The organism is Psychrobacter piscatorii (assembly GCF_001444505.1).
In the GTDB taxonomy this organism is placed as follows: domain Bacteria; phylum Pseudomonadota; class Gammaproteobacteria; order Pseudomonadales; family Moraxellaceae; genus Psychrobacter; species Psychrobacter piscatorii_B.
The window spans coordinates 100,077-123,869 of sequence record NZ_LNDJ01000001.1 but is presented as its reverse complement, the minus strand read 5'-3'; the positions used below and the strand labels follow the sequence as shown (position 1 = coordinate 123,869).

The 23,793-nt window shown below is 44.6% G+C and carries 21 protein-coding genes; 11 read left to right on the top strand and 10 right to left on the bottom strand.

Annotated elements, in window-relative coordinates; genetic code table 11:
* The first annotated feature begins 9 nt into the window (after positions 1 to 9).
* A complete protein-coding gene (mutY, locus tag AS194_RS00575; RefSeq protein WP_058023549.1) occupies positions 10 to 1,287 on the top strand; it encodes an A/G-specific adenine glycosylase in 1,278 nt (425 codons plus the stop codon).
* A 113-nt stretch (positions 1,288 to 1,400) separates the two neighbouring features.
* On the opposite strand, the gene AS194_RS00570 is transcribed toward mutY, so the two are convergent.
* Positions 1,401 to 2,303 carry an acyl-CoA thioesterase gene (locus AS194_RS00570; RefSeq protein ID WP_058023548.1) on the bottom strand — a complete coding sequence of 301 codons (903 nt, stop codon included), beginning with the start codon at positions 2,301 to 2,303 and terminating at the stop codon, positions 1,401 to 1,403.
* Positions 2,304 to 2,676: 373 nt separating this feature from the next.
* Positions 2,677 to 5,580 (bottom strand): RNA polymerase-associated protein RapA, encoded by a 2,904-nt coding sequence (gene rapA, locus AS194_RS00565; RefSeq protein WP_200960297.1) that lies wholly within the window; start codon positions 5,578 to 5,580, stop codon positions 2,677 to 2,679.
* Between the two features lie 418 nt (positions 5,581 to 5,998).
* Between rapA and AS194_RS00560 the strand changes: the two genes are divergently transcribed.
* On the top strand, positions 5,999 to 6,946 hold the full coding sequence (locus tag AS194_RS00560) for a D-2-hydroxyacid dehydrogenase (protein ID WP_058023547.1): 948 nt from the start codon (positions 5,999 to 6,001) through the stop codon (positions 6,944 to 6,946).
* A 21-nt stretch (positions 6,947 to 6,967) separates the two neighbouring features.
* Here the strand turns inward: AS194_RS00560 and AS194_RS00555 are convergent, their stop codons facing one another.
* Together AS194_RS00555 and AS194_RS00550 are read right to left on the bottom strand one after the other, a co-directional pair.
* On the bottom strand, positions 6,968 to 8,593 hold the full coding sequence (locus AS194_RS00555; RefSeq protein ID WP_058023546.1) for a flavin-containing monooxygenase: 1,626 nt from the start codon (positions 8,591 to 8,593) through the stop codon (positions 6,968 to 6,970).
* An 89-nt stretch (positions 8,594 to 8,682) separates the two neighbouring features.
* Positions 8,683 to 9,396, bottom strand: a complete 714-nt coding sequence (locus AS194_RS00550) for an RluA family pseudouridine synthase (protein ID WP_058023545.1) — start codon at positions 9,394 to 9,396, stop codon at positions 8,683 to 8,685.
* 393 nt (positions 9,397 to 9,789) lie between these two features.
* Between AS194_RS00550 and trxA the strand changes: the two genes are divergently transcribed.
* The 3 genes from trxA (at position 9,790) to AS194_RS00535 (ending at position 12,461) form a co-directional block, all read left to right on the top strand.
* Positions 9,790 to 10,116, top strand: a complete 327-nt coding sequence (trxA, locus tag AS194_RS00545; RefSeq protein ID WP_058023544.1) for a thioredoxin — start codon at positions 9,790 to 9,792, stop codon at positions 10,114 to 10,116.
* Between the two features lie 525 nt (positions 10,117 to 10,641).
* Positions 10,642 to 11,910 carry a transcription termination factor Rho gene (gene rho, locus AS194_RS00540; protein ID WP_058023543.1) on the top strand — a complete coding sequence of 423 codons (1,269 nt, stop codon included), beginning with the start codon at positions 10,642 to 10,644 and terminating at the stop codon, positions 11,908 to 11,910.
* A gap of 323 nt (positions 11,911 to 12,233) precedes the next feature.
* Positions 12,234 to 12,461 (top strand): glycine zipper 2TM domain-containing protein, encoded by a 228-nt coding sequence (locus tag AS194_RS00535; RefSeq protein WP_058023542.1) that lies wholly within the window; start codon positions 12,234 to 12,236, stop codon positions 12,459 to 12,461.
* Between the two features lie 162 nt (positions 12,462 to 12,623).
* On the opposite strand, the gene AS194_RS00530 is transcribed toward AS194_RS00535, so the two are convergent.
* A complete protein-coding gene (locus AS194_RS00530) occupies positions 12,624 to 13,514 on the bottom strand; it encodes a neutral zinc metallopeptidase (RefSeq protein WP_058023541.1) in 891 nt (296 codons plus the stop codon).
* Between the two features lie 530 nt (positions 13,515 to 14,044).
* Here AS194_RS00530 and AS194_RS00525 point away from each other — a divergent pair.
* Positions 14,045 to 14,413: a hypothetical protein gene (locus AS194_RS00525; RefSeq protein ID WP_058023540.1), complete on the top strand. Its 369-nt coding sequence runs from the start codon at positions 14,045 to 14,047 to the stop codon at positions 14,411 to 14,413.
* A 237-nt stretch (positions 14,414 to 14,650) separates the two neighbouring features.
* Here the strand turns inward: AS194_RS00525 and AS194_RS00520 are convergent, their stop codons facing one another.
* From AS194_RS00520 to rpmI, 5 genes are all read right to left on the bottom strand, one after another.
* Positions 14,651 to 14,950, bottom strand: coding sequence for an integration host factor subunit alpha (locus AS194_RS00520; RefSeq protein WP_058023539.1), 300 nt, complete (start codon positions 14,948 to 14,950; stop codon positions 14,651 to 14,653).
* Between the two features lie 248 nt (positions 14,951 to 15,198).
* Positions 15,199 to 17,604 carry a phenylalanine--tRNA ligase subunit beta gene (gene pheT / locus AS194_RS00515; protein ID WP_058023538.1) on the bottom strand — a complete coding sequence of 802 codons (2,406 nt, stop codon included), beginning with the start codon at positions 17,602 to 17,604 and terminating at the stop codon, positions 15,199 to 15,201.
* A gap of 102 nt (positions 17,605 to 17,706) precedes the next feature.
* A complete protein-coding gene (gene pheS, locus AS194_RS00510) occupies positions 17,707 to 18,762 on the bottom strand; it encodes a phenylalanine--tRNA ligase subunit alpha (RefSeq protein WP_058023537.1) in 1,056 nt (351 codons plus the stop codon).
* 326 nt (positions 18,763 to 19,088) lie between these two features.
* The gene (gene rplT / locus AS194_RS00505; protein WP_011281252.1) at positions 19,089 to 19,445 is read right to left on the bottom strand and encodes a 50S ribosomal protein L20; all 357 of its coding nucleotides are present in this window, start codon (positions 19,443 to 19,445) and stop codon (positions 19,089 to 19,091) included.
* Between the two features lie 135 nt (positions 19,446 to 19,580).
* On the bottom strand, positions 19,581 to 19,778 hold the full coding sequence (gene rpmI / locus AS194_RS00500) for a 50S ribosomal protein L35 (protein WP_058023536.1): 198 nt from the start codon (positions 19,776 to 19,778) through the stop codon (positions 19,581 to 19,583).
* Positions 19,779 to 20,212: 434 nt separating this feature from the next.
* On the opposite strand from rpmI, the gene AS194_RS00495 reads away from it, so the two are divergent.
* The 5 genes from AS194_RS00495 (at position 20,213) to tatC (ending at position 23,701) form a co-directional block, all read left to right on the top strand.
* A complete protein-coding gene (locus AS194_RS00495) occupies positions 20,213 to 20,656 on the top strand; it encodes a thioesterase family protein (RefSeq protein ID WP_083499550.1) in 444 nt (147 codons plus the stop codon).
* Positions 20,657 to 20,831: 175 nt separating this feature from the next.
* Positions 20,832 to 21,668 (top strand): bifunctional phosphoribosyl-AMP cyclohydrolase/phosphoribosyl-ATP diphosphatase HisIE, encoded by an 837-nt coding sequence (gene hisIE, locus AS194_RS00490; protein WP_058023535.1) that lies wholly within the window; start codon positions 20,832 to 20,834, stop codon positions 21,666 to 21,668.
* Positions 21,669 to 21,885: 217 nt separating this feature from the next.
* Positions 21,886 to 22,128 (top strand): Sec-independent protein translocase subunit TatA, encoded by a 243-nt coding sequence (gene tatA / locus AS194_RS00485; protein ID WP_058023534.1) that lies wholly within the window; start codon positions 21,886 to 21,888, stop codon positions 22,126 to 22,128.
* A gap of 26 nt (positions 22,129 to 22,154) precedes the next feature.
* Positions 22,155 to 22,814 carry a Sec-independent protein translocase protein TatB gene (tatB, locus tag AS194_RS00480; protein WP_058023533.1) on the top strand — a complete coding sequence of 220 codons (660 nt, stop codon included), beginning with the start codon at positions 22,155 to 22,157 and terminating at the stop codon, positions 22,812 to 22,814.
* Positions 22,814 to 23,701, top strand: coding sequence for a twin-arginine translocase subunit TatC (gene tatC / locus AS194_RS00475; RefSeq protein WP_058023532.1), 888 nt, complete (start codon positions 22,814 to 22,816; stop codon positions 23,699 to 23,701). Before tatB ends, tatC begins: the two co-directional genes overlap by 1 nt.
* Positions 23,702 to 23,793 lie beyond the last annotated feature (92 nt).

The following is a 23,793-nucleotide window of genomic DNA, read 5'->3' as shown; positions in this document are numbered from 1 at the left end:
TAAGAGCCTATGACCAAATCTACCGCCATACCCAACACTCCCTTTTCTCAACCCACTGACGCATTAGATTCTTTCGCCCCACGCCTACTTGATTGGTTTGCCGAAAATGGTCGCCATGATTTACCTTGGCAGCAGCACCAAACTGACACGCCCAATCCTTATATCGTGTGGCTATCTGAAGTCATGCTCCAGCAAACGCAAGTCACCACCGTACTGCCCTACTTTGCGCGCTTTATGGACACCTTTCCGACCGTGCAAGATTTGGCCGCTGCCGACTGGGATGTGGTCGCCGAGCATTGGGCGGGGCTTGGCTACTATGCACGCGCGCGTAATTTGCATAAAGGCGCAAAGCAACTAGCCGAGATAATTGACGAGACCGGTGATTTTCCGCAGACGCTAGCGGGCTGGGAAGCTATCTCTGGCGTTGGGCCGTCGACCGCTGGGGCGATTATGGCGATGGGCTTGCACAAGTATGGCGTCATCTGTGATGGCAATGTCAAACGGGTATTGACACGCTGGGCAGCTATTGACGGCGATATCACTAAATCTGCTACGACGAAAGAGTTATGGGCATTAGCGGAGCGTTTAACACCGACAGAGAACTCAGGACTGTTCGCACAAGCCATGATGGATATGGGCGCAACGTTATGTACGCGTAGCAAACCTGCCTGCTTATTGTGTCCACTACAAGAGGACTGTCTTGCCCATGCACAGGGGCGCGAAACCGACTATCCAGTCAAGGCAAAAAAACAGCCCAAACCGAGTAAGTTTAGCGATGCATTGCTGATAGAAAATGAAAACGGTGAAATATTGTGGCTACAACGCCCTGATAATGGCATTTGGGGTGGATTATGGAGCTTGCCATTACAGTTTGTCGAAAAAATTGACGGTAAAACGAATAGCAAGGCAACTGGCAAAACTGCTATTAAAGAATCAGTCACGAGCGATGACAAGTCGTCAAATGTGGCAAGCGATGTACGCAGTAATGAAAAAGTCTATGAGACAGAATTTAACACGGCTGAACAAATTATTAATGAATGGCTAATAAAAAATAAACTGGTAACCGAATCAGTTAGCAATACATTGTTAGATGACGCCCCTATTAAGCACTCATTGACGCACTTTCATTGGTATTTGACCCCGCGCAAACTCACTGTCGATGCTGCGCAAACGATAGAACTCAACGAGAAACTAGCAGCAGCTGAGATTGATTTTAAATGGCTGACCGAACAAACAGCACAAGACAGTTTAGGGCTACCTCGTGCGATGATTAAAATCTTAGAATAAAAATTAGTGTAAAAAACTGGCATAAAAAAAAGCGACTCATTATAAATAGTGAGTCGCTTTTTTTATGATGACAAGATGACAGTAGCTAACAATAAATAGCGCTAAGGCTAGGGTTAGGACTTTGGTACGCGCAGACGCATCAATCCTTCTTGTTGCACGGTGGCGACCAGTTTGCCATCTTGCCAGAACTGCCCATGGTTCAGCCCTTTTGCATTGGACGTGGTATCACTCCACATGTCATAGAGCAGCCAATCATTCAAATCAAACTCACGGTGGAAGTGCATAGAGTGGTCAATACTAGCCGCTTGCAAGCCGCTGGTCATAAAGCTTACGCCATGTGACATCAGTCCAGTACCAACCAAGTAAAAATCAGACGAAAACGCCAAAAGCGCTTGCTGAATCGCCACCGGCTGATTGCCCAGCTCGCGAATACGCAGCCAGTTGGCTTGCTTAGGTTTCATTGGTTCTGGATTGATCGGATTGCGCGGTTTGACGGGCTTTATCTCGACATGACGGCGGCGCATAAACCGTGCCTTGAGCGCATCTGGTACTTTGCCCACGTACTCTTCTTTTAAATCTTGCTCGGTCAATAGATCTTCTGGCGGTGGATAAACAGGCATGTCTTCTTGATACGCAAGGCCATCCTCCATGGGAGAAAACGACGCAATCATCGAAAATATCACTTGCTCAATCGGTGGCTTACCGCGTACTTCTTTGTACTGAATAGCCGTCACTTCACGCGCAGATAAACTGCGACCATCACGTAGACGGCGCACTTGATAGATCACTGGTTGATTGATATCACCGCCACGCAAAAAATACCCATGCAAAGAGTGGCAAGGCTTGTCTTGATCTAATGTATGCGCTGCTGCCATGATCGCTTGGGCCAGTACTTGCCCGCCAAATATACGACTGCCCACATAATCATGGCTCTTACCCTCAAAGACATCGGGGGTAACCTCAATAAGCGCGATTGTAGCCAGCAGCTCATCAATCAGTTGTGAATTATCGGACATGACAATATGTTTCCTTATTTTTATCAAACACGCTCAGCATCCGAATATACGCATCTAACAATCTCGATGCCATATAGACGCTGCGCTTGAATTTAAAATAATATGAGATCGCTTGCGGAAATACACAAGAGAGACTTTAGAATAAACACACTGCCATAGCTCATCAGGCCATGGCTATCTATTCATTTTCGATAGAAAAGGTAAATATCTTACCCAATATTGTTGGCTTTGACTAGTTACTGTCAGCTTACTCATAAGTATTGCTTAACGATTTGCGATAAAAAATCGCATCTACTTTACTCGTCCAAGCAATCTCATTCATAAAAAAACGAGATGTCTAACAACATCTCGTTTTTGACTATCATCTAAAAGTTTATGGCTTCACTGCTACCAGTACGCGAATAGAGTCCGGTACTAGCGATAAGTTCCCAAGCGCTTGCTCTCCTTGAGCCTTGAGCTGCTCTAGGCGCTCAACCTCTTCGGGGCGTACATTTGGATTGATGGTTTGCAAGTGCTTGAGACGTTTGATCTCACGTGACCACTGCTGACTAAAGCGCGCACTTGCTTGTTCACCAATCTCCGCGATTTGCTCACGTGCGATGTCTTCAGCCTCGTAATACCGCTGCTCGATCACATCGCCGCGCACTTTGATCACCTGACGAGCACGGTTTTTATCCAAGCGTTCGACATGCGGCATGATCATATCAGCACTGATACGAGCCGACAAGTCACTGCCCTGCTCACTGATAAAGACACGGATATTTTGCGTGGTCAATGTCGCTGGCAGATTGAGCACTTTTGGTGCGATGGCTTCGACACGGAAGTTTACTTCTAGCAATACCATCCCTTGCGGCACAGCGGCGCTTTTTAGCATAGCCACTGTGGTATTACCAAAGGTGCTGGTACTGGCCAGCTCATAGATAGCGCGCATTAATGGATGCTCATGCGTGATAAAATCGATATCTTCACGCTGAAGCGCTTGCTCACGCTCAAAAGTCAACGTCATACCGTCTTCATCACCAAGCGGCAAGCCATCGATATAGTCGCTGATCTCAGTGCTATCGATCGGTGCGATGACCCACGAGCCATCACGCTGGATATTATGGTCGATATTGGCAGAGGCAAAGAAGCGCTCAATGAAATGCGGCAATAAATTATTGCCATCAAAGTCACGCATGGCGTCCGCAATACGTCCAGCGACACGCGGACGACACGAGTTGTACTCTAGCAGACGATCACGGCCCGCTTGTAGCTGCGCCTCTAGGCCCAAACGCGTCTGTAGCGCCTCATCAATGATGTCTTGTAAGATGGCATTGTTATCCGCATTATCCGCGCCTTCAAGTACAGGCTTGAGCTCTTGGATATACTGCTCTTGCACGCTTTGTGCCGTTGGTGATATTTGGTTAAACATATTCAGCGCATCGTTATACCAATGGTAAAGACGCTCTTGCGCCGTGCCCTGTACGTAAGGCACATGCAGCATGATCTGCTGTGTCTGACCGATACGATCTAGACGTCCAATACGCTGCTCCAAAGTATCTGGATTGGCCGGTAAATCCCAGAGTATCAGCTGGCTTGCAAACTGGAAGTTACGACCTTCAGAGCCAATCTCTGAGCACAGTAGTATCTGTGCGCCTTCGCTATCTGCGAAAAATGCTGCCGCTTGGTCACGCTCAAGCAGGGTCATCTGCTCAGTAAATATAGCGGTTTTGATGCCGGCATGCAGACGTAATACGGCTTCTAAGCTCTCTACCGTCGCGCCACTGCGAGCGATTAATAGCACTTTTTGTTGCTTAAGCTCACCGCGTAAGATATCAACCAACCAAGAGACGCGTGGATCATCTTCTAGCCAGCCTCCATCTGGTTGATTCTCTTCACCCCATAGCTGCTCACGCAATTTGCCATTGGTTTGATAGCTGTCTTTCCACGCGTCAGGGAGCGGCAGTGGATGCGGCTGACTGCTACGACCATAGAACCCTTTAACACTCTCACGCGTATTACGGAACAAAATACGACCGGTACCGTGACGATCTAATAGCTCGTTGAGCACATAGGTACGCAGTTTGTCGTCTTCATTAATCGTGGACAGCTCATCCATACTGATGTCTAATAAATTGCTCAATGCGGTGATTTGACCGTCATTGAGCGGTTTGTCTTCTATTAATACACCAGCGACTGCTGCCGTCTCCGCAAAGGCTTCTTGACCATCAATGAACTCATCTAGATCATCGAAGCGATCTGGATCAAGTAGACGCAAACGGGCAAAGTGACTTTGCGCGCCAAGCTGCTCTGGCGTTGCCGTCAATAGCATCACGCCTGGCGTTTCTTCTGCAAAGTCTGCCACCAGATCATATTTATCATTGCCGCCTTGCGCCTCATCCCAATGCAGATGATGCGCCTCGTCCACAACCAATAGATCAAAGCCCGCTTCCATCGCTTGATCATACAAGTCTGGATGGTCAATCAATAAATCCATACCCGCGATGATGCACTGCTCAGTGGCAAAGACGTTTTGCTCAGGATCATGTTCCTTGATCGCAGCTGTGCGCACCAAATCAAATAATGCAAAATTCAGATTAAAACGACGACGCAGCTCAATCATCCATTGATACTGCAAGCTGTCTGGCACCAAAATCAAAACACGCTCAGCTTTACCCGTTAGTAGCTGCTGATGGATAATCATGCCCGCTTCGATGGTTTTACCAAGGCCCACTTCATCAGCGAGCAGGACACGCGGCGCGATACGCTTACCGACTTCGTGTGCGATATAGAGCTGATGCTCGATGATATCAACACGCGCACCCATCAACCCTTTGAGCGGGTGACCAGCCAACGCTGATTGCATACGCAAGATATCTTGGCGCAGCTCGTACCAATCGCCGCGCTCGATACGACCAGCGAGCAAGCGCTCAAGCGGCTTGGCTAGCGTGATATTGGCCGCAAGGCGCGTCTCCATTATTCCTTTAGAAGCAGTGCCGCCCTCGTGCTCATCGACGCCATATTTGAGCACACCCATGACTTCATCAACAGCATTGACTGTATAGCTTTTGCCATCTTGGTCATAGATAGTATCGCCAACCTTAAACACCACGCGCGATAGTGGCGCAGAGTTTTTTGCGTAGACGCGCGTCTCTTCACTTTGTGGAAATAAAATATGCACACATCGATCATCGACGTCGATCACCACACCTAAGCCAAGCTCAGACTCCGTATCAGATAAATAACGTTGGCCAACGGCGAATTCAGTACTGTGCAATGAAGCAATAGAGATAGTCATAAGGCGATGTCTTTTGTACTCAGATAATTAAAAATTAGATAGCAATGGTGGCTTGTGATAGTAACCAAATTAACAATGATGCAAATCATCAATAGATGCAAACGCGATGCCATAATGTTAGTGAAACCAATAGCCAAGCCTTACCATTATATAACGTTAGCGGCTAGATGAGTGCGTTAAGTTCAATTTTCAAGAGGCGGCTTATGATACCCATGACTTTATGAGGTATTTAGACCCAATCATGCTCAGTAAATCCGCTCATGATATAAATTACTTTGTTTTTAAACGCTTATCTCTCACTAGAAGATATTTAACAGATTCGTTTTTGACTAAAAATGCCAACGTGCTACATTAAGCCGATAACGATTCATTTGACAACTATTTCTATCTATAGGACAACCATAAACAAGGAATAACGATGCAAGCCGTTTTTTTGGATAAAGGCACTTTTTCTGATGGTATTGACTTACCCGCACCAGCAGGCATAAGCGATTACGTCACTTATAACGATACGCCAAAAGACACAGACCTCATTATTGAGCGCTGTAAAGATGCCGATATTATCATCACTAATAAAGTGCAAATTGGCGCGGAAGTAATCGCAGGCCTACCTAAGCTAAAATTGATTCAACTGACCGCCACTGGCATGAATAACGTCGATCAAGCCGCTTGCGATAAACATGGCGTAGCACTTTATAATGTGGCGGGATATGCGGTAAAAAGCGTGCCTGAGCATACCTTTATGCTCATGCTGACTGCGATGCGTGCCGGTATTCATTACCATCAAAAAGTCGCTGATGGCACATGGCTAGCAAACGGGAATTTTTGTCTGCTGGATATTCCGCTGATAGATTTGGAAGACAAGACGCTAGGCATCATTGGTATTGGCACCATTGGCAAGCGCGTGACCGAAATCGCGCGTGCATTTGGTATGACAGTTCTATGGGCGGAGCATCAAGGACGCACGCCGCGCAACGACGATTATACGGCATTTGATGAGGTATTAGCTCGTGCAGATGTCCTCAGTTTGCATTGCCCATTGACTGAACAAACCGAGCACCTCATTAATAAAGACACCTTGGCAAAAATGAGCAAACAACCGCTCATCGTCAATGTCGCTCGTGGCGGCGTCGTTGATAGCCAAGCATTGACTGATGCGATTAACAACGAGCAAATCATCGGTTATGCCAGTGACGTATTTGAACAAGAGCCCATCGCGAACGATGACCCATTACTCAGTCTCAGCGACCATCCACGCGTCATATTTAGCCCGCACAATGCTTGGGGCAGCAAAAGCGCCCAAGAGACCTTGTGGCAGATATTAAGCAAACAAGTTGCTGACTTTATCGATAATCAGTATCAATAGCGACTATCGATCAATTAAAACCTAACGACTAAACCGTAACCAGTCGTCTTTTATTTTGCGGTATTTGAGCATCACACGGTCGCTAAGATAATTGTTGGTCACGTACCACGGGTAGCGATCGCCTTGCTTAGGCAGTCTATCTTGGGCACGTCTGACATATCCAGACGATAGCGAGCCCATCACCGTATCTGCTTGGGCGTAGGCGGTAGCATTCGCCGTCTTTGCCTGTGGCAGCGCGACTTGGTAGCGGTTTTTGTGCATATAACTCAACAGCCGCACCACATATTGACAAGCCAGATCAATCTTTAGCGTCCATGAGGCATTGGTATAGCCAAATAAGGCCGCCAGATTGGGCACGCCTTCGATCATGACTGCCTTATACGTCATGCGCGTACCGATTTCAATGGCCTGCCCGTCGATATATACCGCTGCTCCGCCTAGCATTTGCAGCTTCAATCCGGTTGCTGTGACGATGATATCAGCGTCAAGATGCTCGCCTGATTGCAGCATAATACCGGTTTCGGTGAAGTGGTCGATCTGATCGGTGACCACTGCTGCACGATCACCGTGCAAAGACTTAAATAAGTCACTGTCTGGCACAGCGCATACGCGTTGATCCCACGGATTATAGTCGGGCATAAAGTGCTCGACATCAACGCCGCTGCCTTTTAACTCTTTAGTCACGCCGCCTTTTAGGACGGCTTTCATCAGCTTCGGCGCGTGAGTGGCTAATTTATACAGCCCTTGCTGCCGTAGCACATTACGTGCACGTAGCGCTGTATAAGCCTGCTCTTTCGATAAGGGTGAAAACTTGCCTGATAGCCAGTCAATCGCGTAATCATCGCCCGGCACACTTGCCACATACGTTGGCGTTCGCTGTAGCATCGTGACGTGGCGTGCACACTGATCACTATCTTCATCCACTAACGCAGGCAATAGCGTCATTGCGGTAGCACCACTCCCAATGATGACTACTTTTTTGTCGTTATAATCTAAATCATCCCAATGCTGCGGATGGACAATACGACCGCGGAAATCTTCTTCTCCCTCAAAATGAGGTCGATAGCCTTGCTCATAGTCGTAGTAGCCCGTAGCACCGACGATAAACTTTGCCGTCTTAACGAACACTTCGCCACTCGCATGATTTTTTATGGTTGCTGTCCATAACTGATCAATGCTTGACCATGATATTTGCTGAACTTCATGCTCATAGCGAATATGCTCAGTAATACCAAACTCGCACGCCGTATCAGCGATATAACGCTTGATATCGCCACCTGCTGCCAGCATTCTATAATCTAGCCACGGTCTAAAATTATAGCCAAAGGTTAGCGCATCAGAGTCCGAGCGGATACCAGGATAGGTAAATAAATCCCACGTGCCGCCCAAATCAGCACGTTTTTCTAATATGGCAAAGCGCTGCGAGCTTCTTTCGTTGTTAACTGATCTGTTCTGCCTTTGTTTTTTTACACCTTTATGACCAAATAGATTTTTATGCTCTAGTTGCTGTAAGCGGCACGCCATACCAATGCCCGCAATGCCCGCACCAATAATCAGCACTTCATAATCAGCAGGCTTATCCCTTTGCGACTGTCTACGTGTGAGGCGACTTTTGATCGCCTGTTTGGTAGTAGTGATATCAAGCATATTCTCATCCTTGTGTTTACATGATCAGCGATAGCCTTAGTGCTTCTATTAATCGCGCGCTTCGACTTCATATTCAGGCATCTAATGCATCAAAATGGGCATGGACTTTCCCAGTCCATCCAAGCACCCAATACTGGATGCTTTAAACGCAATTGCTGCGCATGTAGATTTAGCCTTGGCGCAATCTTGAGTGCCGCGCCTTCAGCATAGATCGGATCACCAATCATCACATGACCTGCATGCACCATATGCACGCGTAGTTGATGGCTGCGACCTGTCACTGGTTTTAGCATTACTCGAGTAACTGGTTGACCATCACACATTTCGTGCGCTATGACTTCATACAGTGTTAAAGCATGCTTTGACCAGTCATGATCAACGATATGACGCGGCTTGGTCGTCGGCTCATAGCGTACTGGCACCGATATCTCACCCGCTGCGCCCACCTGCTCCCATTCCCCAAAAACTCTGGCTTGGTATTTTTTCTGCGGTAAGCGTTCAATAAACTGTTTACTGATATTGGTTTGGGCAGCGGCATTTTTTGCGAAAATAATCAGACCTGACGTGTCCATATCCAATCGATGAATCAGTTTTACCGCTGGATTGGCACGCTCAAGCCGAGCAAGCAGGCTTACCTTGAGAGTCTTGCCATCGACACTTAACAGCCCTGCCGGTTTATCTACTACCCAAATATCATCATCTTCGTACACCGTAATCTCTTGCGCAAATTGTTTGAAAAACTCAAGTGGATAGGCATTTTCTTGCGCGTTAAGGGCATCGACTTCTTCATCAGTAAAAGGCATAAACTTAACTACTTATATAAATTAAACGTAATATGGGGCTTTGGCGGCTGTTATTTTGGCACAGTAGCGCCCTATTTATTGAGAGTAAAAGTGGGATGATTCAATGTAAAAACAGACGGCTAAAAGTGCTCAAAAAGTATGTTCTAGCAAAGCAATGATCACACGTAACAGAGAAAATCCAACCTGTGTCATTCTGTTTCGATTTATTGTGCTAATCGTAATTGTTGAACAATTTAACCAGCCTGTCTCTGTCAAGCCTGAACAAACATGTTAATATAATGGCACATTTTCACCACTTCTAAACGATTCTTTGACCACTGACCCACTTATTATTAGATAAATATGACAGCTGGTGTGTGGTGACAGAATAAATAAAACAAGAGAGATAAAATTATGTCAGACCTTATTGTTAATACTACCGACACCAACTTTGACCAAGACGTTCTAGAATCAGATCTTCCTGTATTGGTAGATTTTTGGGCAACTTGGTGTGGTCCTTGTAAAGCGATTGCGCCTATTTTAGAAGATTTAGCGACTGAGTACCAAGGTAAAGTTAAGATCGTTAAAGTTGACGTGGATAACAACCCACAAGCAGCGAGCCGTTTTGGTATCCGCAACATCCCAACTTTATTTGTCTTCAAAGACGGCGAAAAAGTAGATTCAGTGATGGGTCTACAGCCAAAAGCTGAATTGGCCAAAGTATTGGACAAGCATTTATAAGCTGAATGTTCTCATTTCAAAGTTTTTTGAATTGATGAGCTAAAGCGATAAAGAAAGCCATTATCTGATAACGATAATGGCTTTTTTGCATGTTTTTTGTGCAAAAAACTTGATTATACGAATTTTTTGGCAAAATTTATTGACAACGCTATTGTGAAGACCGTATAGTCTGCTGACAAGAGAAAACCATCTGTTTTCCTAGTATCTTGTCGCTATTCTCCTCGTGTTTATCAACAAAAACACAATCGTCATTATTAACACCATTGCTAAACGAAATGACTAAACGCAATGACTGATATTGAGTTTTTGACGCAGACTCTTATGTAGCCTTTTTTATTCCTAATTCTTATGACCTTGCATCCAGCGATAGCAATGCGTCTATAAGCAGACATGCAATACCAACACTACATAAGCCATTGCGCTGTACAAATACCTTCTATCATCATATTACTGTCGTTTTACTCACTGTCGTGACTTGTGCTGCTAATGGCATCTCTCATCTGATCAATTGCTAATGACCTATCTATGAATCTAACTGAATTAAAGAAAAAATCAATCTCTGAGCTGTTGGCTATTGCCAAGGAAATGGGTCTTGATAACATGGCGCGTAGCCGTAAACAAGACATTATCTTTGCTATCTTAAAAACCCATGCCCGCAACGGTGAAGCCATCTATGGTGACGGTGTGCTTGAGGTTCTCCCTGATGGTTTTGGCTTTTTACGCTCATCAGAAGGCTCTTATCTAGCAGGTCCTGATGACATCTATGTCAGCCCTAGTCAAATTCGCCGCTTCAGCTTAAAAACGGGCGACAGTATCGCTGGTACGATTCGCCCACCAAAAGATTCTGAGCGTTATTTTGCGCTACTAAAAGTTGGTGAAATCAACTTTGATACGCCAGATCGCTCACGTCATAAGCTGATTTTTGAGAACCTAACACCGCTATTCCCTACTGAGCAGCTAAAGCTTGAGCTTGGTAATGGTACTACTGAAGATCTGACAGGGCGTATCATTGATTTGATCGCACCAATTGGTAAAGGTCAGCGCTCTATTATTGTCGCACCGCCAAAAGCGGGTAAAACGATGTTATTGCAATCTATTGCTCAGTCCATCACTCGCAATAATCCTGAATGCTACTTAATCGTCCTGTTGATTGATGAGCGTCCAGAGGAAGTCACCGAGATGGAGCGTACCGTGCGCGGTGAAGTCGTTGCCTCTACCTTTGATGAGCCACCTCAGCGTCACGTACAAGTGGCTGAGATGGTCATCGAAAAAGCCAAACGTCTGGTCGAGCATAAGCAAGATGTGGTGATTTTATTAGACTCGATCACTCGTCTGGCACGTGCCTATAACACCGTTATACCATCATCAGGCAAAGTATTGACCGGTGGTTTGGATGCCAATGCGCTTGAGCGTCCAAAGCGTTTCTTTGGTGCTGCACGTAATGTTGAAGAAGGTGGCAGTTTGACGATTATTGCCAGTGCGCTGATTGATACTGGTAGTAAGATGGACAGCGTGATCTTTGAGGAATTCAAAGGAACGGGCAACCAAGAAATCACCCTTGAGCGCGACTTGGCCGAAAAACGTGTCTTCCCTGCAATCAATATCAAAAAATCAGGCACACGCCGCGAAGAGCGCTTGTTGGACGAAGATAAACTACGTAAAGTCTGGATTTTACGTAAACTGCTGCAGCCGATGGATGGCGTCCAAGCTACTGAATTCTTGTTAGATCGTCTCAAAGAAGCGAAAACCAATGACGAGTTCTTTGAGCAAATGAAACGCAAATCACAGAACTAATTTACGCATATTTTTTCCAAGCATGCCATTGTTTGCTTGATATAAAGACTGCCGCTCGGTGGTCTTTTTTTATGACTGACGATCAAACTATTCACCGTTTTATATTTTGAATAATAAATTGACTGTCAGGTAGCTCGCTATCTTGATGATACAGTGCGGCAACATCAATTACATATCGTTTGCAAAGTTTAGCGTTTTTACTACGACTAACTATCTACTAACCCACTATTATGGCAGGCAGTAGGAATACATTTGAAAATATCATGGACATTGTTTTTTTAAAGGTATTATATTTCAAACTTGACGAATAAATAGGTGATAATATGAAATTTGCTAAGACGATCGCAATGACAGCAATTACTAGCTCAGCACTCATCATGACTGGTTGTAATTCATATGGTGGTATGAGCAATACCGCTAAAGGCGCAACAGCAGGTGCCGCAGCTGGCGCACTTATCAGAAGTAAAGGCGACAGCAAAGACATTGCTCGTGGTGCATTGGCTGGTGCAGCTATTGGCGGCGCTGGTGGTTATGTGCTTGATAACAACTAAATCCTTCTACTCTGACATCTCTTCATTATTAAATTGAGTGATATCAACCAGAAAATAATAAAAAAGCCTGCAATTGATTGCAGGCTTTTTTATGTCAAATTTTTGCGTGGTTATTATTGTACTGATAACCCATAGGCGGAGTTGCAAAAAATAATCTTACTTTTAAAGCGCACCACTAAAGGTATCGCAAGATTGTACATTACCGCTCTCTAAGCCCCGAGTGAACCACTCAACACGCTGCTGGCTGGTACCGTGAGTGAAGTTATCAGGTGCGACCGCTCTACCACTCGCCTGTGCCAATCGATCATCGCCGATCTGACCGGCAGCATTAATAGCCTCATCAATATCACCCGCTTCTAAAAACTGTACACGCTCTTGGTTACGCTGCGCCCAAACGCCAGCAAAGCAATCTGCCTGTAGCTCTTGTAATACTGATAGCTTATTGGACTGTGCTTGGGTCACTTGCCGACGGGCTTCATTGACCTGCTGGCTAATACCCAGTAACGTCTGAACATGATGACCCACCTCATGTGCGATAACATAAGCCTGGGCAAAATCCCCCGCTTTACCTTGGTTTTCCTGAGTCCCAGAGCCTTGCTGATCCCCTGAAATACCGAGGTTTTGACGCATCTCCACAAAAAAAGATGTATCTAAATAAACCGTCTGATCCCCTGGGCAGTAAAAAGGCCCTGTTGCAGCGCTAGCACCGCCACAAGCTGAATTCACTTGACCATTAAACAGAATCAATGAAGGCTCTTTATAAGTACTACCCGCTTCGTTAAATATCTGATGCCAGACCTCTTCAGTATCCGCCAGCACAACTTTGACAAACTGGGTATCTCGATCGTCACTTATCGCAGGTTCGCTGGAAGTTCCATTACTACCACCACCAGCGATTACCTGACCTGTTTGCAGCGCAGTCATAGGATTTACCCCAAATACCAGCCATAAAATACCTGCGATGATGATACCGCCGATACCACCACCTATCATTTTGCCGCCGCCCGTACTAGAGCGAACATTAGAACTGCCTCGTCTGCCTTGCCATTTCATAGTTTATTCCTCAAATATACGAGATATAGTCACTCGTATTGTTCATTATTCATGTTGTACAGTATGTCGCTCAATACGTTGATTTGATTTTTGGTTTGCTCACTCACAAGCGATTTTTCTTAATATAAATAGCGCTAATTATCATGGCCTACTTGTCCCATACTAATGGCGTACTTGTGCCTCATTAGACGAGACAATCGGCTCTAATTTTACTTAACCAAACACCATAAATACGTTAAATTACAGCCAAAAGTAGGACTGCATGTTGTGCCGTAACAGTCTGATGTCATTGATTATACGTCGATTAATCGGGTTTGTTGTATTAAAAATACTATCGAACAGATGAAGTAAAATATTATTTTAAATATTATTGTTACTTAATTGTACAACCCTATTTCCATTTTCATATAAAACATATAGAATGCGTGGAAGCTGAGTAGCTGTGACTAAGACTAATTGAATTCTGAGGAACCTCGGAATTCGTCCTTTGTTGCTGCTACTGCTCATTTCATTTTTCCGGAGAAAACCTTATGAAACTTAAATTACTTGCTCTAGCTGGTATCATGACTGCAACTATGGGCCTAACTGCCTGTGACAGCAACAAAGAAAACGCTGCTGAAGATCTATCTGACGCGCAAGAAGAAGTGCAAGACGCACAAGAAGAGCTAGCTGAAGGCGCTGCTGACGGTGAAGCTATCCCTGCTGATGCAGACGCTGCTGTTGCTGACGCTGAAGCTGACATCGCTGACGCTCAAGTTGCAACTGCTACTGACGAAATGGACGCTGAAGTTCCTGTAGACGGTACTACTACTAGCGTTGACGTAGCTAGCGAAACTGATACTGATACTGCTGCTGTTGACGCTTCTGACGAAGTTGTTGTTGAAGAGCCAGCTCAGTAATTTATTGTTCATACAATAAATAAACGGTAATAAAAAAAAGAGAGCATAGGCTCTCTTTTTTTATGCCTGCAATTTATGACAGCTAGTTACCTATAACCATACTTGGTATTTATTGGCTATACAAGATACATGCAGCGCAAGATATAGAGAATCATAATCGCAGTCACGCGCAAACATATATCAATAGTTTTACAAGGTTATAGCGAAAACAAGCAGGCTGTCATATTCAATAACGCATTAAGTATCGAATAAACGCTCATCAACTTTCTGACGAAATTTTTGTCCTGTCTTGAAAGTCACGACGCGGCGTGCCGATACGGCGACAGGCTCTCCTGTCTTTGGATTGCGGCCTGGACGGCTGTTTTTGTCTTTAAGCTCAAAGTTGCCAAAGCCTGAAAGCTTGACCTCTTTGCCATCAATCAAACTATCTGACAGCTCATCAAAAAAGTTCTCCACCAGACAGCGACCTTCTTGGCGTGTCAGATTTAGATGACTCATTAAGTGCTCAATCATGTCAGATTTGGTTAAGGTGCTCACAGTACGACTCCTATGCTATGTCGTGATGTCGAATATCATGGTTTAGCGGTATGAGGGTTAAGTCTAATTATTATAAAGGTTTTTTGAGTAGTTTTTAATAAACTATACATTAAAATCCTTTATTAATAATGACTTAACTTATTTTACAAGTAAAAGGGTTATAAATAATAGTTTTTACGAATAGCAATGCTCCATAGCCTCATAACTGAAGAGGCTATGGAGCATTGGGTCTTTTAAAAGACTAAATATTAGCTGTCACGTAACTGGACTGCGTGTTGATCCGTTAATGCCTGCACAACCTTATCAGTGGCAGTTTTTACAGCTTCATCCGATAGGGTTTGTGTAGCATCTTGCCATACAAGTGCAAACGCCAATGAGCGCTGACCAGTCGGTACTTTATCGCCTTGATACACATCAAATAGCCACAGATCAGTCAACAAATCACCTGCCGCAGCTCGTACCGTTGACTCTAAAGTCTGCAAACTGATATCACTGTCTACTAAAATAGCAATATCACGGCGCACTTGTGGGAACTTGCTAGGCGTCGTAATCGAATGCTGCTCACGAGCAAGCGTCAATAGCGGTGCCAGTGACAATTGGGCAACCCATGTCGTTGGCAGATCCAACTGCTTAGCAGTATTTGGATGTAGCTGACCCAACCAACCAACATATACATCATCGATATATAACTCAGCGCTTTGTCCTGGATGCAGGAAGCTTAGCGCACTACGCTCATAGCGAATACGGGCACTATCGATCTGTGCTGGTAACAACTGTTCAATATCATGTTTGAGATCATAAAAATCTAAGACGCGGTTTTGATAAGCCTGCTCGCTCCAGACATCACCCACTGCGACCAAGGCAATGCTTGGGGTTTGCACCAAATCACTGATACTTTGTCCCACAAAGCTAAGACCCGTTTCAAAGAAACGTACACGTGGCTGCTGACGATTTAGGTTATATTGCACGCAAGGCAGTAAACTTGACAGCAAGGTACGGCGCATCACAGCCAAATCACTAGAGATAGGGTTTGCCAGTGCCAACACCTCTCCTAGCGCTTCATCATCAAGCAATGCTTCTAATTTTGCATCACTAAAGCTAAAGCTAATCGCTTCCATATAACCGTTATCGACCAGTGCTAGCTTCATCCCATGAGTCAAATCTGCAGTATCGTCATAATCCATGCTGACTTGCAAATATGGCAATACGCTTGGAATATTGTCATAGCCATAGATACGGGCAATTTCTTCGATTAAATCCTCGCGGATACTCATATCAAAACGGTAAGACGGCGGCTTACAAATCAATGCGTCGTTTTGCTGCTCTACCTCAAAACCTAATTGAGTTAAGATACGCACCATCTCTGATGGATTGATATCAATACCAATAACATCACGTACTTTCGCGATTGGCAATGTAATCGGTTCGCGTGCTGGCAGATGCTCAAGGTTTTCGGCCGTGACTATTTGTCCTGCTTCGCCGCCCGTGATGCTTGTGATCAAGTCACAAGCTCGTGCCAAGGCAAGTTTCGGCAATTCAAAATCGACCCCACGCTCAAAACGCTGTGATGCATCCGTATGCAATCCAAAACGGCGTGCGCGCGCAGCGATAGCCAGTTGATTAAAGAAAGCGCTTTCTACCACGATATTGGTCGTACTATCGGTGACACTGCTACGCTGACCACCCATAATGCCAGCCAGTGCCAAGGCACCTTTGTCATCAGCAATCACAAGCTCATCACCGGTTAGCGTAACCGTTTGCTCGTTGAGCAAAGTAATGGTTTCATCAGGCTGTGCCAAACGCACAACGATATCACCTTCGATGGTATCGGCATCAAAAGCGTGTAGCGGTTGCCCCAATTCCATCAACACATAATTGGTCACATCGACCAAGAAGTTGTGTGAACGTAGTCCTGACTGTACCAATGCATCTTGCATCCATTTTGGAGTATCGATGCTACGATCAATATTGCTAATCGATTGCAACAGATAGCGAGGGCACGCCTCTACCGCATCAACAGTTACAGCGGGCGTTGCACCATTATCAGAAGCGACTACATTGTCAGGAATCTCTGGCAACTGTACAGGCAAGTCATTGATGACTGAAATCTCGCGAGCGATACCGCGAACGCTAAAGCAATCACCACGGTTTGGGGTGATAGAGATATCTAATATCTGATTATTTAGACCTAAATACTCACGGATATCGGTACCAACTGGTGCATCTTCAGGCAACTCAAGCAGTCCATCTATATCATCTACCAAGTCAATTTCAGAGGCGCCGCATAGCATGCCGTTTGAGGCAACACCGCGTAGCTTGCTTTTCTTAATCTTAAAACCTTTTGCCTCATCGCTTGGTAGTATCGCACCAACGGTAGCAACCGGTGCTTTCATACCGACGGTCACATTAGGTGCGCCGCAGACAATTTGCAGCGGCTCAGCGTCGCCAATATTTACCTGCGTGACACGCAGTTTGTCTGCATCTGGATGCTGCTCAACGCTGATAACTTCACCGATGACCACACCGCTAAATGCACGGGCAACTGCGTAACGGTCATCAATCTCAAGCCCTGCCATGGTCAGCTGTTCAGCCAACTGTTCGCTGGTATTTTTGGGGTTTACCCATTGACGTAGCCACTGTTCGCTAATTTTCATAAATATCTCGGATCAGAATTTTATAATAAAGATGTTGGAGTAAAGCTTGGCAAATTAACTTGTTGTATTAACAAGGAGCACTTTTATATCAACAAAAGCACGTTAGCCAAATTGCTTTAAGAAGCGCACGTCATTTTGGAAAAACAAACGTAAGTCATCAATACCGTAATACAACATCGCAAAGCGCTCGATACCCATCCCAAATGCAAAGCCTGTGTATTTGTCGCTATCAATACCGCAATTGGTCAATACTTGTGGATGTACCATACCGCAGCCCATCACTTCAAGCCATTTGCCGTTATCATCTAAGATATCTACTTCTGCAGACGGCTCAGTGAATGGGAAAAATGAAGGACGGAAACGTACGGTCAGCTCTTTGGCAAAAAATGCTTCTAGAAACTCACTAATCAGACCTTTTAGCTCAGCAAAAGTGCTCGACTCTGTGACCATAAGGCCTTCTAGCTGATGGAACATCGGTGAGTGGGTTTGGTCTGAGTCGTTACGATAAACACGGCCTGGGCAAATGATGCGAATCGGTGGCTCGTTCTTTTCCATGGTACGAATCTGGACAGGACTGGTATGCGTACGCAGTAGATAATGCGCATCGAAATAGAATGTATCATGCATCGCGCGCGCAGGATGGTGCGACGGGATATTCAACGCTTCAAAGTTATAGTAATCGCTCTCAACTTCAGGGCCGGTGGCAACATTGAAGCCCGCTTGAATAAAGTACTGCTGCATACGCTGAGTAATCATCGTTACTGGATGCAGATGACCTTTTTGACCACCGCGAGCAGGAAGAGTAATATCAATGCTCTCTGCTTCTAGCTTGGCGTTGAGCGCGGCGACTTCTAACTGCTGCTGTTGATCGCTCAGCGCTTGCTGAATGCGGCTACGCACCTCGTGCAACCAGCCGCCGTAGGTTTTTTTATCATCAGCATCGAGTTTGCCCATCTGCTTTGACCAGCCCGTCAATGGGCTCTTTTTGCCAGTCAATTGCACACGCAAGTCTTGCAAGGTACGCGCATCAGTTACTTGTAGAATCAAAGCTTCAGCAGCACTCGCAAAGTCGGTAAGCTGAGCTTCATTGAGCTCGTTTAGCTCTGAAGACAAGGTCGGTAGCGCCGACAAGTCGTTGGTAGCAGCAGGGTTAGTCATAAGACGCATTATTCCTGATTTGAACGGACTATTAATTGTAGGGGTTTGACCAAATATTGCAAACCATTTATCCAGTTATGTCTATATAAAAATTGATATAAATACTGTTTATAAGAATGGCTTGAGTATTTAGTCGATGACAAACGTATGTCGTATCGACAAAGCCTCGACGTCGAACAGGCGTAGAATAATTTCATATAAAAAAAGCCACCGACCAGCGGTAGCTTTTATTAATATCGTACTATTAATCAATATTAGTTCTATTCGTTTAGATGCTTACTTAGATAAATTTTATATCTACTTAATCTCTAAAGAGTAGTTAATATTTATGCTAGTTCCGCTTTTGCTTTTTCGACCAATGCTGTGAAAGTCGCTGCATCATGCATAGCGATGTCTGCTAGAACACGACGATCGATTGCGATGTTTGCTTTTTTCATGCCATTGATAAAGCGGCTATAGCTCAAACCATTTAAGCGTGCACCAGCATTGATACGTGCGATCCAAAGACGACGGAAAGTACGTTTTTTGTTGCGACGGTCACGATAAGCATATTGACCAGCTTTGGTCACTGCCTGTACCGCTACGCGGTAAACACGTGAACGGGCACCGTAGTAGCCTTTTGCGCGTTTTAAGATTTTTTTGTGACGGCGATTTGCCTGTACACCACGTTTTACACGGGCCATAATTTACTCCAAGATTTTGTAATCACTGTTAAGCGAGTGATGATGCTGTCAAATAACAAACATCATTGTCAGATTGCAAAGTCAACTATCATTTCATCAGATAGTTTTCAATCAAAGATAGATGACAGTAGGCTATTAGATGTATGGGCACATACGACGAATGGCTGCTTCGTCAGATTTATGTACCAACTTAAGACCACGCAACTGGCGAATACGCTTAGGTGATTTCTTAGTCAAAATATGGCTTTTGAATGCTTGCTTACGTTTAAAGCCGTTTGCTGTTTTTTTGAAGCGTTTAGCGGCACCGCTTCTGGTTTTCATCTTAACTTTCATGATGATTTGCCTCTTTTTCTGTTTTAGAACCTGGTCGTCAAATAGTCATACCGAATAATCGCTATATAAATAACAACTAAACCTCTATTTGCCTCGAGGTGGGAGGCGGTATTTTAGCAGATAGTGCCTTGTTTTGCCAAGTAAAGTTTTGGTTAACCTTTACTTGGCAATAAAGACCGTTAGCCAGCATGAATAGCGCTACAGCGCAGCTCTTAAAAACCTCATAAAAATGGTCGATTTTCATCCAAATAGATTGAATGTCAGCTGAAGCTGTGCTTAAGTAGATACTTAAGTTACATCATAATATGAGTGTCATGACAGCACACTCATTTATTAAGTGTATACAGCCTTTTATTTGTTCATCATTATTATGATTCTGCCAACCTATCGCATGATAAGTAGCATAATTGTTTGCCACCACTTTAGGAGATAGTGTGTCAAAGCAAGAGTTGGTATTTGAGGATTATTTATTTGTTTTTGAGACAGTGATGCGCGTGCGTCATACCGAAATCGACTTGGGACAGCATGTGACCATCGAATCTCTGACTGCCCTTCTGTCCGAAGCGCGACTAAGGTTTCTACACGCTAAAGGTATTAAAGAAATCAATTCAGATAAACAGGGCTTAATTATTGATACATTGCAGTTGGTTATTTTGAGTCGTATACGAGTATGCGAAGAGCTTTTGTTTGAAGTCGGTGTTGAGCCAATATATGATAATGGCGGTAATATAGTGATAAAAGTTACCCGTATGCACACGGGCGAAACGGTCGTAAAAGCACGGCAGCATTTTAGAAATTATGATTTTAATCTCAATAAAGTGATTAAGCTCGATAACATGACCAAAGAGGCTCTATATCCTCGTTTATTTAGGCTGTAAAATAGCGAGTCAATATCACCTTTCTCATTTTAATGCTCGCGCAGCTTTCATATGACATCATATTTCAGAGCATTTTAGACAATCTCCTCGCTCTAATCATAACTCGCTCCAGTCATAAGTAGTATAATTACTTATTGATATTTTTACTCTCTAACTATAAGACGACACATACATTATGACTCTACCTGCTTGGCTGACTGCCATAACTTTTAATGCTGATGGTTTGATTCCTGCAATTGCTCAAGATCACAAGTCAGGCCGTATTTTGATGATGGCTTGGATGAATGCAGACGCATTACAGCTCACCGCACAAACGCAGACCGCGGTTTATTTTTCGCGTTCGCGTGGCAAATTGTGGCACAAAGGCGAATCATCAGGTCATACGCAAACCGTCCACGATATTCGTCTAGACTGTGACGCAGACGTGATTGTGCTAAGCGTGACTCAAGCGGGCGGTATTGCTTGTCATACAGGCCGCGAGTCTTGCTTTTATCAGCGTTTAGATTTGACTGGTCCAACGCCAGAGTGGCAGACAGTCGATAAAGTATTGAAAGACCCTGCGGATATTTATCATTCTGATAAATCTGCTAGCACCAATGCTGAAAACGAAAATGCTAGCGCGACCATCGACTCTAATAACACTCAAGCGCAAGTCGATAAAGGCTCTGTGCTACAACGGCTCGATCAGGTATTGGCAGAGCGCAAACAAGCCGATGCCGACAGCTCTTATGTCGCCAGCCTATACGCTAAAGGCTTGAATAAAATATTAGAAAAAGTCGGTGAAGAGAGTACAGAGAGCATCATTGCTGCCAAAGATTTTGCTCACTGTGATGAAAATAAAGACAAAGCTGCTTTTGAGGCGGCGCGCCACGAGCTGATCTATGAAGTGGCAGATGTCTGGTTCCATACTTTAGTCGGACTGGCATGGTTTGACATAGAATCAGACGCTGTACTAAATGAGCTAGGTAGACGGTTTGGCTTATCAGGTATCGACGAAAAAGCGGCTAGATAGTTATTAAGATACAAAAAAAAGCATCGACCCTGTTTGATTATTGTTGATTTCACCTATTTGTAATAACTGCGGGTTATAATATAGCTCTGTTTTATCTCGCATTATATGTGATGCTTTTTTTGATACATAACTCTTTTATCAATTCAAAGCAGACATATGAAGACTGAAAATCAAATCACAAAAACAGGTCACAAAACCAGGTCACAAGGATACCATTATGGGTAGTTTTTCTATTACGCATTGGCTGATACTATTGGTCGTCGTCGTTGTCGTGTTTGGCACTGCAAAACTAAAAAACGCTGGCAAAGATTTGGGCAGTGCGGTTAAAGGCTTTAAAGAAGCGGTCAAAGATGAAAATACAGAGCATGCCAAAAAACGCGTGGTGCTTGACCATGATGGCACGGCCCATACCGACGAGCGCCCAACAACCACTAAGGTTGATGACAAGCATAATGTATAGCATCTAGACAGTGACATCGGACCATTATGTTTGATATCGGGTTTTCTGAACTACTTCTCTTTGGCGTAATCGCCCTAATCGTCTTGGGCCCAGAAAAACTGCCACAGGCAGCGCGTACGGCTGGGCAATGGTATGCCAAAATTCGCCGCACCGTCTCCACATTACAGTCTGAAATAGAGGCCGAGCTAGACTTGGCTGAGACACGCCAACAAATGCAAAAAGAGCTGGCCAAAATTCGTCAAACCGAAGCCGATATGAGGCGTGAGATGGCGGAGATGCGCGGCAATATGAAGGCTTTTGAAAGCTCACAAAACCATTCTATAAAAACCTCGAATGAAGCGGTAGCGAGTGATAGAGATAACAAAGCTGACGGCACAAAAAACCATCAGCAATCACCCACACCAAAAGCATTCGACTACTCTTACGCAACTGACGAGCCCCAAGATACTTTAGAGAAGGGTCAGTTATCAAAGCACGGTAACAGCAATGATGATAGTGATATGGCCGCGCCCGTTACTCAAATCCTTAATACCCGACCGTGGGAAAATATGTGGTTCCGTTTGGGTGCTTACGATAAAGCTCGTCGCCTCCCAATGCCACCTTATCTACCGAACTATAAAGCCGATACCTTACTAAATAGCTCGGTAAGTACGCAGACTTCTGATAATAAGCAGGGGACTGACTGATGCAACTACTCAAACGCAAGAAAAGCCGCCAAGAAAAACTCACTGATTCAGATATTCCTGCTTTAAATGGCATTAATCAAGACGATAAAGCAACAACTGATAGCACTCAAAATGAATCATCAGAGGATGTTTTAAGCGCATTGGGCGATATGCCTATCACTGAGCATTTGATTGAGCTACGCCGCCATTTAATTAAAATATGCGTGGCTGTTTTGATCATATTTTTGGGATTGGTCGGTTACTCACGTGAGCTGTATAACTTTTTATCAGATCCGTTGGTGGCACAGTTGCCTGCCAATTCGACCATGATTGCCACAGATATCACCTCGAACTTTATGGCACCGATACGTTTGACGGTTTTTGTTGCTGCCTTTTTGGCGATGCCTTATATCCTTTATCAAATTTGGTCATTTGTTGCGCCAGGTTTATATAAAAAAGAAAAAAGAATCGCTATCCCAGTGCTGCTGTCTTCTATATTTTTGTTTTATGCAGGTGTGGCGTTTTCTTATTTTATTGTGCTCAAAGGCGTCTTAAAGTTTTTTATTCTATTTGCCCCACAAAACGTACTACCGATGACCGATATCGACAGTTATCTGAGTTTTGCTTTAAAGCTATTTATGGTGTTTGGCTTGACCTTTGAGATTCCAGTTGTGACCTTGCTATTGATATTGGCAGGGATTGTCTCCATTCAGAGTCTAGAGGAAAAGCGTCGTTATATCATTGTGGGCTGTTTTGCTGTGGCTGCCGTGGTCACGCCGCCTGACGGGGTATCGATGCTGATGCTAGCAATCCCGATGTGGTTACTGTTTGAGCTTGGGTTATTTTTGGCTAAAATCTTGATCAAAGAAGAACCTAGCACTGACCTGATATCAACAGTCAAAGAATAAAGCATTTACCCGTCTGACTTATCTTGTTTTCTTCTTGCCCCACGCGTAAGCTTAGTGCTTATTGTCACGATTGAGTACCACCATCTATGAGC

Coding starts and splice junctions, on each gene's coding strand:
- mutY (WP_058023549.1), top strand. CDS start 10: ATGACCAAATCTACCGCCATACCCAACACTCCCTTTTCTCAACCCACT.
- AS194_RS00570 (WP_058023548.1), bottom strand. CDS start 2,303: ATGTCCGATAATTCACAACTGATTGATGAGCTGCTGGCTACAATCGCG.
- rapA (WP_200960297.1), bottom strand. CDS start 5,580: ATGACTATCTCTATTGCTTCATTGCACAGTACTGAATTCGCCGTTGGC.
- AS194_RS00560 (WP_058023547.1), top strand. CDS start 5,999: ATGCAAGCCGTTTTTTTGGATAAAGGCACTTTTTCTGATGGTATTGAC.
- AS194_RS00555 (WP_058023546.1), bottom strand. CDS start 8,593: ATGCTTGATATCACTACTACCAAACAGGCGATCAAAAGTCGCCTCACA.
- AS194_RS00550 (WP_058023545.1), bottom strand. CDS start 9,396: ATGCCTTTTACTGATGAAGAAGTCGATGCCCTTAACGCGCAAGAAAAT.
- trxA (WP_058023544.1), top strand. CDS start 9,790: ATGTCAGACCTTATTGTTAATACTACCGACACCAACTTTGACCAAGAC.
- rho (WP_058023543.1), top strand. CDS start 10,642: ATGAATCTAACTGAATTAAAGAAAAAATCAATCTCTGAGCTGTTGGCT.
- AS194_RS00535 (WP_058023542.1), top strand. CDS start 12,234: ATGAAATTTGCTAAGACGATCGCAATGACAGCAATTACTAGCTCAGCA.
- AS194_RS00530 (WP_058023541.1), bottom strand. CDS start 13,514: ATGAAATGGCAAGGCAGACGAGGCAGTTCTAATGTTCGCTCTAGTACG.
- AS194_RS00525 (WP_058023540.1), top strand. CDS start 14,045: ATGAAACTTAAATTACTTGCTCTAGCTGGTATCATGACTGCAACTATG.
- pheT (WP_058023538.1), bottom strand. CDS start 17,604: ATGAAAATTAGCGAACAGTGGCTACGTCAATGGGTAAACCCCAAAAAT.
- pheS (WP_058023537.1), bottom strand. CDS start 18,762: ATGACTAACCCTGCTGCTACCAACGACTTGTCGGCGCTACCGACCTTG.
- rplT (WP_011281252.1), bottom strand. CDS start 19,445: ATGGCCCGTGTAAAACGTGGTGTACAGGCAAATCGCCGTCACAAAAAA.
- rpmI (WP_058023536.1), bottom strand. CDS start 19,778: ATGAAAGTTAAGATGAAAACCAGAAGCGGTGCCGCTAAACGCTTCAAA.
- hisIE (WP_058023535.1), top strand. CDS start 20,832: ATGACTCTACCTGCTTGGCTGACTGCCATAACTTTTAATGCTGATGGT.
- tatA (WP_058023534.1), top strand. CDS start 21,886: ATGGGTAGTTTTTCTATTACGCATTGGCTGATACTATTGGTCGTCGTC.
- tatB (WP_058023533.1), top strand. CDS start 22,155: ATGTTTGATATCGGGTTTTCTGAACTACTTCTCTTTGGCGTAATCGCC.
- tatC (WP_058023532.1), top strand. CDS start 22,814: ATGCAACTACTCAAACGCAAGAAAAGCCGCCAAGAAAAACTCACTGAT.